Annotated in this window: 7 protein-coding genes; 4 read left to right on the top strand and 3 right to left on the bottom strand. The window is 65.8% G+C overall.

Annotated elements, in window-relative coordinates; translation table 11 throughout:
• Positions 1 to 339: 339 nt before the first annotated feature.
• The 3 genes from ACWEVS_RS24235 to ACWEVS_RS24225 all read left to right on the top strand — a co-directional run bounded on the left by ACWEVS_RS24235 (position 340) and on the right by ACWEVS_RS24225 (position 2,339).
• Positions 340 to 711, top strand: coding sequence for a tripartite tricarboxylate transporter permease (locus tag ACWEVS_RS24235; protein WP_452553418.1), 372 nt, complete (start codon positions 340 to 342; stop codon positions 709 to 711).
• A gap of 603 nt (positions 712 to 1,314) precedes the next feature.
• Positions 1,315 to 1,992, top strand: a complete 678-nt coding sequence (locus ACWEVS_RS24230) for a hypothetical protein (protein ID WP_452553416.1) — start codon at positions 1,315 to 1,317, stop codon at positions 1,990 to 1,992.
• A 71-nt stretch (positions 1,993 to 2,063) separates the two neighbouring features.
• Positions 2,064 to 2,339: a hypothetical protein gene (locus ACWEVS_RS24225; RefSeq protein ID WP_452553414.1), complete on the top strand. Its 276-nt coding sequence runs from the start codon at positions 2,064 to 2,066 to the stop codon at positions 2,337 to 2,339.
• A 154-nt stretch (positions 2,340 to 2,493) separates the two neighbouring features.
• Here ACWEVS_RS24225 and ACWEVS_RS24220 read toward each other — a convergent pair whose 3' ends face one another.
• A complete protein-coding gene (locus ACWEVS_RS24220; protein WP_452553413.1) occupies positions 2,494 to 2,910 on the bottom strand; it encodes a hypothetical protein in 417 nt (138 codons plus the stop codon).
• A gap of 20 nt (positions 2,911 to 2,930) precedes the next feature.
• Positions 2,931 to 3,185, bottom strand: a complete 255-nt coding sequence (locus tag ACWEVS_RS24215; RefSeq protein ID WP_452553412.1) for a CopG family transcriptional regulator — start codon at positions 3,183 to 3,185, stop codon at positions 2,931 to 2,933.
• 410 nt (positions 3,186 to 3,595) lie between these two features.
• Here ACWEVS_RS24215 and ACWEVS_RS24210 point away from each other — a divergent pair, with 410 nt between their 5' ends.
• On the top strand, positions 3,596 to 4,213 hold the full coding sequence (locus ACWEVS_RS24210; RefSeq protein ID WP_452553411.1) for a PepSY domain-containing protein: 618 nt from the start codon (positions 3,596 to 3,598) through the stop codon (positions 4,211 to 4,213).
• Between the two features lie 174 nt (positions 4,214 to 4,387).
• Here ACWEVS_RS24210 and ACWEVS_RS24205 read toward each other — a convergent pair whose 3' ends face one another.
• On the bottom strand, positions 4,388 to 7,429 hold the full coding sequence (locus tag ACWEVS_RS24205; RefSeq protein ID WP_452553410.1) for an AAA domain-containing protein: 3,042 nt from the start codon (positions 7,427 to 7,429) through the stop codon (positions 4,388 to 4,390).
• Positions 7,430 to 7,460: the final 31 nt, after the last annotated feature.

Genomic DNA, 7,460 nt, shown 5'->3' with positions numbered 1-7,460 from the left:
CCACCAAGCCGGCGCTCGCAGCAGCCACTACTGGAAACGCTGGCTCCGGCACAACAAGATCCAGCTATAGATCACAAAACATGACTGTAGTACTAATTGAACGATCGTGCCGACTCTATGGGAGGTCTCTCCCGGGAGGCGCGTTTCCGCTCCGGGCCGAGCTTGAGGCGGTCCTCGTCCTGACGGGCGCGGTGGGCCTTGAGGGCCTTGACATGGTCTTGTCGAGGGAAACCACCCTCGAGCGTCCGCTCACCTCTGTCCGACCCGCGAGGACCGGCGCCGGATGGTCGGCCCGATCCTGCGGGGCACCGGTCTCGGCGTTCTGCCCGGCGGTGCCACGTGCTGGCCTCGTTCCCCGCGTACGCCGTCGAAGCGGATTTCGAAGCGGCAGCAGGAGTTCGGGCGCAACTCGATCGAGGGCGCGGCGGGCCCGCCCGCAACGCCGCCGCACAGACGTCGTTCATCCCGCTCCTCACCCGCGATCTGCCCACCCACCCGGTCATGGCACTGATGGTCAGCGCATTCATCGTCCACGGCATAGCCTCCGGCTCGAACGTCATCACCGATGAAACGGCGCTGTTCTGGGGGCCTGATCGCGTCGATGTGGATCGGCAACATGCTGCTCGTGCTGCTGAACCTGCCGCGGATCGGCATGTGGGTGCGCATTTCAGTAATTCGGATCTCGCACGCTCCTGCACCCGCTCACACTAGTTGAACGGCCAGCTCTGGCGGCAAGCCGCCACTGTCGTGACGCTTATCTGAGCGTATCCATGGCCTTACCAGCATTTATACGGAATCGGATATCGGTTTTCGCCTGATACCGCTATTGGACATCAACTGGGTTAGTCTGCTTTGCTCTTGCCCTCCGGCGGGGCGACAGACAAGGACAATGACATGCGAAATATCAGCGTCCGCCGTCTCCGGGCTGGGCATGCGCGCCACTGCGCCGACAAGCTCCCTCCTGGTGGACGGCACCTTTGCCTCGGGTACGGCGGCGGCGCCTGCCGACGCCGTACCGGCCCGTGAACGCGGCCCACTTGGAGCGCTGCCTGCTGGCGGGCCCTGGATCAGCTTGGTGCCTGCGGCGGTCGGGACAACGACGTGCTCCGCCCTGCTCGCCACGCCACTGGGGTTGTACGGCACACGAGGCGAGGCCCAGCACCGTGCAGATTCGACCAGCGCCTCGATCTGTACCAAGAAGTGGCGGCTGCGGCTTTCGTAGGCACAGCCAGGTGCTCTTCCTGCACCCATCTGTCAGGTCAGTACGTCGTCGACCGGTAATCAAGACAGTCGAAACTGAGAACATCAATGCGGATGACCCTCCCTGCCGTGGTGACGGCGGCGTTCCTTGTCGCGGCGAGCGGCGGGTGCAGCGACCGCGGCGAGCAGGCGAGGGGACGCCAGACGTCTCCGACCGGCAGCCCCTCGCCTTCGGCGTCGCCGACCCCGGCCATCGCCCCCTCGGCGGCCGCGAATGTGCTCAAGCGGTACATGCTGGCGATCAACAGCGCCAACGGCCGGTTGGACAGCAAGCTGGCCGGCAAGGTCGAGACGGGATCGGCGCTGCAGGTCCACACCGCGCAATACGCGGTGTACAAGCGGAACGGCCTGAATTTCGGACGGGTGAAGTACACCGCTGGGCTGGCGGCCGCGCCCAGGTTCTCGGGTTACCCCAGATGGTTCTTCGCCGCGGCCACCGACCGCGGGACGCAGCCGGCCTCGCGGGACATCCCGGTGTTCGTGCAGGAGCGGGAGGGCGGGCCGTGGCGGGTGGCGTACACGCCGTTCTCGGCCACGACCAAGGGACCCCTCGCGCCAGGGGTCGACGTCGAAGACTTCCCTGAGGTGGTGGCCGGCGACGATGCCAGGCTTGCCCTGCCGCCCGGCGAGATCGCCACCGCACTCGCCGACGTCATCTCCCGCGGCACCCGAAGCCCGTCGGCCAAACAGTTCGCCTTCGGCCGGCTGATCAGGTCCCGTATCGCTCGCTGATCGACAACAGGAACGCCTACCGGGGTAACGGCTGGGCAGGCCAGAGCCAGGCCAAGGACGCGGGCACGGCCGTGTACGCCGTACGCACGAAATCCGGTGGGGCTCTGGTCTGGTTCGGTGTCGACATCGAGCACTCCTACCGCAGTAAGACCCGCAACGACGGCATGATCTGGGAGAGCTCCAACTTCGGAGACTGGCACAAGGGCTTCGGCATACCGTCCACGGTGCGATCCTCGATGAGGCGCACGGAGCGCAACGAGCTGCTCGCCTACATCCCGGCCAAGGGCAAGGGGAAGGTCCAGATCATCGCTAACCGATGGTTCCCGGTGTCGGTCCGCGGCCGCTGACCACCATGACCCAGCGTCCATCGTGAGCCCTGCGGGCCGCACCGACGTTATGGCCGGCGCCAGGGGTCCCGTCCGCTCTGCCGCCGGCGCATCGGACACCTCAACCGAGACCATGCCAACGAAGGGTCACGCCTGGTGTCAGCAACGCGGGAGGTCATACCTTCTTGACGACGATCGAGTCCGGGACCAGCTTCTCAAGGTCGTCCACGTCTGATGTGAAGACGGTGACGTGCCCCTTCTGCTGTCGTGCGATGACAGCGAGCACGGCGTCGATCGCGTACTTGTGCCCGTGCAGCTGGGCATCGGCCAGGAGCCAGCGGGCCTGGTCCTTCCCGATGTCGGCGATGTTGAGCCGGGAGAGCACCCAGTCCCAGCCTTGCGCAGTGATCCTGCCGTCGCACGCCTCGACAACCGTCATCGGAGACGTCACTACCTCCATGTCGCCCCGGGCGGCGAGGTCGAGCCGGGCGATCATCTTCCGGTTGCCCCGTACAGCCAGAGACATGGCCTCGCAGTCGAGCACGAAGATCCGCAGCGGCTGCTGCCCGCGCTCACCGCTCCGCTTGCTCACGCGGCCTCTCCTGCGTTGCGCTATCCGCGGGTGCGGCGGCGCTCGTGCTCGGCGTCGAGATCTTCCAGCTCCTCCATTGCCGCTGCGCGCTCGTCATCGGTGACCGGCCCGTATTCTTCCTCCAGCCAGTTCACCAGCTCCAGCAGCCGGTCTCGGTCCCGCTTGAAGCGCAACGCCTCGGCGACGTACGCCGACAGACCCCGTTCAGCCGCATCCGCGCGGATCTCCTCAAGAAGTTCCTCGGGGATCGTCACCGTCACTTTCTTGGTCGCCAAACCAGTGACCATACTCTGGTATTCGCCTCCTTACTAGCACGTCAGCGCGCTTCACAGTCGCCCACGTGGTAGCCATAGCCGACCCGCCCGAACTCGATCTGGTGCCGCACCGGATAGGCGCTCGGGTGATCCGTTGGTCGTTCGATGTTCGCTACAAGGAAGGGGATCCGCTCGCTCTCCCATGAGCGGGGTTCGACTACGGGCACCGAGACAGGGACTGCACGTCGCTCTGTCCAGCGTCTTGGCATGCGAACTCCGTGCGATCAGTTGGGGGCTGACAGCACTTCAGTCGATCGTCTTATAGAGACATGCGCACCACTGGCGAATCGGTGGGGCCCGAATAAGGACTCTCGGCCGAATTGCCCGACTTTCGGGCTTGGCTTTGTCGAGGCTCGGGCAGCGTCAGCAGTATGAGTGACAGAAAACGGGCAACCAGCATTATTCGCTCCGTCTTCGCCGGCTCGGCCCTGCTCGCGGTCGCAGCCTGTGGGAGCGCTGCCACCCAGTCCAGGGCCGTCGAGGCTGCGCCCGCGGGCGGCGCCATCGCCGGCCTCGCGTCACCATCGGAGATTCCGGGCGACCCCAGCCAGGAACCCGGCGGCATGGCGGGCCTCGAGAAGGCGGGCGCCGCGGCCGTCGCCGCCGTCCAGGGCTCCACGATCCTCTCGGTCCAGGCGGAGAACGACGGTCAGCTCTGGGAGATCCAGCTGGCGGGGCCCGACGGCACGGAACGCGTGATGGAGGTGGACGCGTCAGGAAAGGTGGTCTCGGAACCTCGGGTCAAGGACACCGGCGAGACAGAGAAGGGCAGGGTCATGAGCATCGCCAAGGACGCCAAGGTCACCTTCAAGGAGGCGGTGGAGAAGGTGTCCTCGGCAGTGCCAGAGGGCAAGATCACCCACCTGAGCCTGGACAGGTACAACGAGAACACTCTCGTCTGGGACGCCGATGTCGTCACCCCGGACGGCACCTGGCACGGGGTCAAGGTCGACGCCACGACCGGCGCCGTGACCAAGGAGGGTGGCTGAGCCCGCATTCGCTGCCGCGGCCTGCGGCTTCTCAGTCGCGGGTCGCTGTCGGCGGTCACGCACGACCACACCGAGGCCGGCGTGCTGGCCGCGCGAGGGGTCTTTGCCAGTAGGCAGCCGCGGTATACCAATGAGTGGGCAGGTCGCCGCTCACGCGTGAGGAGTAGGTGCGTGTCAGGCACCCGGTGGTAGCCATCGGCTGATGGCCTGCCGAGGGACAGATGCGTCGACATGCCACAGCGTCCGTACTCCGTCCCATCTCGCGCGCATGCCGGCTGCTCGCGCCGCCTGTTTGAACTCCTCCTTGTCGTGGATGGGGACTCTCACGTAGAGACGGCCGTTCACGACGTCGCCGGCTTTGATGTGGCCGTCTCCAGGTGTCGGCTGCTGCCGACTGCGCGTGGGACGTTCCATACGGGCGCGTTCGGCGATGTGGCGTACCCGCTTGCATGACACCGGATCGGTGATGCGCATCATCAGATCGGTGGGACCGAGGTTCGCCAGGAGGTTCAAGGATCCGTGCCACAGCACCGTCTCGTCGATGATGAGGACTTTCTCGTGCATGCGTTCTCGTGTGGAGATCTGACAACCGGCTGCCGTGAGCTGCTGGACGAGGCCGCTCTTTCGCGGATCGCCGGAATAGTCGCGGGTGTGGACGGTGACCTTGACCCCGGAGTTCAGGCGTGGGGTGAGGTGCTGGAGCCACGTGCGGACGGGATCCGGATCGAGGAAGGCGCAGTAGATCTCGATTGTTCGCTGAGCACGGGCGATGTCCCACATCACGGCGCGGGGCACTTCATCGGCGGGAAAGAACGCTGGTCGAGCGAGCTCGTCTTCGGGTAGCCCAGCCAGGTCTGCTGCGCTGCGGAACGGCACCAGGTCGTCTACCGACAGCCGTTGGGCATGCCGTTCCAGATGGGCGAGCATGCGGGCAGCCTCGCTGCCAGGGCTGAGTTTGGCATGGAGGAACTGCGTGTCCGCGACCACGACAAGGTGGTCCTGAGCTCGGCTCAGGGCCACGTTGAGCAGGCGGCAGGTGGACGATGAGAGTCCCACCTGATCGTAGAAATAGCCGAGCTTGTCGCCGGCCCCCGCCACGGTGTCAATGATCACGAGGGGACGCTGGCTGCCTTGGAAGCGGTGAACAGTGTCCACCAGCCCCTCGTATGTCTCGCCGAATCGGTAGGTCAGGCTTTCCTGCAGCGCTTTCACCTGGGCTCGATACGGTGCGATCACCGCCAGACGATCTGTTGGCCGCTCTCCCGCCGGCAGGCCCGTCCATCTGCGCGCCGGCAGGACTTCGTCGTACTGCAGGCCGCGAACGAGCTCATGGACGACGGCCTCGTGGACGGTGTTGGTGGTGTGCGCGCTAGGGCGATGGAGAGGGTGGGGAAGGCGGCGCGGAGTGGTGTCCACAAGAATCAACGGACTCTCGATCAAAGCCGAGGTAGGCAACCTGCTCTGGTCGCCTCGACCAGTCCGCAGCGGCGCGTCCGGATAGGCGACCGCGTTGACGACCTCACAGATCGCCGGGCGCATGCGGTACTGGGTGTCCAGGCAGACCATGCGGGGGTCGTCGCGGCGAGCCGCCCCCGTTTGGTCCACTAAGCCCGCGGTGGTGAATGGATCGCGGTCCATCCACTGTGTGGCGTGCTGCCGATCATCAGGAGACGCCTGCCGGTCTCCAGCGGATTTCGTGACTGCAGGCAGCTGACGAAAGTCGCCGGCCACGACAACGCGACGAGCGGCCAATCCCGCGGCGCACCAAGCCGAAGGAGTGTTCACCATCCCGGCCTCATCGATGACCACGACATCGATGCTGTCGAGCAGCTTGCGGGACTGCACAGCCTTGGCGACCGTGGTCCCCATCACCCTGCAGTTGCCCCGCACCATCTCAGTGGTCTTCTGCAGCTCCTGCTGGAGTGCGCTGAGCTGCTGCTGCAGCTGGTCACCAACTCGCTGAAGCGGCTCTCTCGCGGGCACATCCCGCAGTCTGCGGCGTAGGTCGGCCAACCGTGGTTCCTCAGCGGCAGCCTCGTTCGCGTGGGCCTGCTGATCGGCCAACGCGCCGCGCCGCTGCTGGTCCAGAACCGCCATCGTCTCTCGGTGTTCCCACAGAGCATGATTCAGCTGTTCCAGCTTTGCCTGCTTCTTCCTCGCGAAGAGGCCCGATGGCGCACCGATGTCGTGGACCTGTTCCTGTATCTGTCTGATGGCCGCGCCCCGGGCCTGGAGTTGTTCTTCACAGGCGAGGACCTGCCGCCCTGCCTCATCGCGCAGCGTCAACAGATCTCGTAGTCGACGCTCTACGACATCCGCCTCTCCGTGGAGCGCCAACGCCTGTTGCGCAGCCGTCAGCCGTTCCCGTGTATCGGTGATCTGCGTGGTCAGCCGGGCCGATAGCCGTGCGATGACCCGGGTGGGATTGATCTGCTCGCCGAACTTGGCGGCCAGCGACGCCAGCTCTATTTCTCCCGCCCGCTGCACCAGCCCCGCGTCGAACCCCTCCTCATCCGACAACAACTCGCAGATCCGCTCCATCGCCTGGTCCACCGCGACCTTGGTGGGCGCCACGAACAAGACCCGTAGGCCTTGCCGGAAACAGCCCTCGGCGATGCACGCGACAACATCTGTCTTGCCTGTTCCTGGTGGCCCCCAGACGAACGTGAGATCGCTGCCGAGCGCCTGCTCGATCGCCTGCCGTTGCCTGTCGTTGAGCTGGCGGTGGCGGTAGCCACGGATGAAGCGTTCAGGGGTGGGGCACCGCTCGATGCGAGGCTGTCCCCGGCCGAACAGCCAGTCCGCCGTGGTCAGGTTGACCAAGCCGTGGGGCCTCCCGGCCGTCTCCAGCCGCTCGACGAGCGTCTCCAGGCCGACCGAATCGTCCAGACGCAGTTGGGCGTTGGCGGGCTGGCGCAGGTCGGCCGTGGTGCGCACTCTGATCTTGCCGTCCGGCATGCGCGCCACTTCGGCACTCACCCATGCCTCGCGGGAGCGTTCGGGGCGGATCAGCAGCTTGTCGCCGGAGAAGATCTCCTTCCAGCTCCTGCAGAAGAACAGGTACTCCCTCTTCTCTCCGTTGTTCCCTACCACCCGTCCGCCGGTCAGGGACAACTTCTCCCCGTCACCGTCACTGCGGAGCTCGGCTGCGATTTCCAGCCGTACGGCTCGCAGCAATTCGTCGACGGGAAAGGGATTACGCCGAGAGCCTGTCATCACACTCCTTGTGGACGACGATCAACAAGGG

It is taken from the genome of Nonomuraea sp. NPDC003754, from assembly GCF_053605785.1.
Note: the sequence above shows the minus strand (reverse complement) of the source record. Positions and strands in the feature narration are given on the sequence as shown.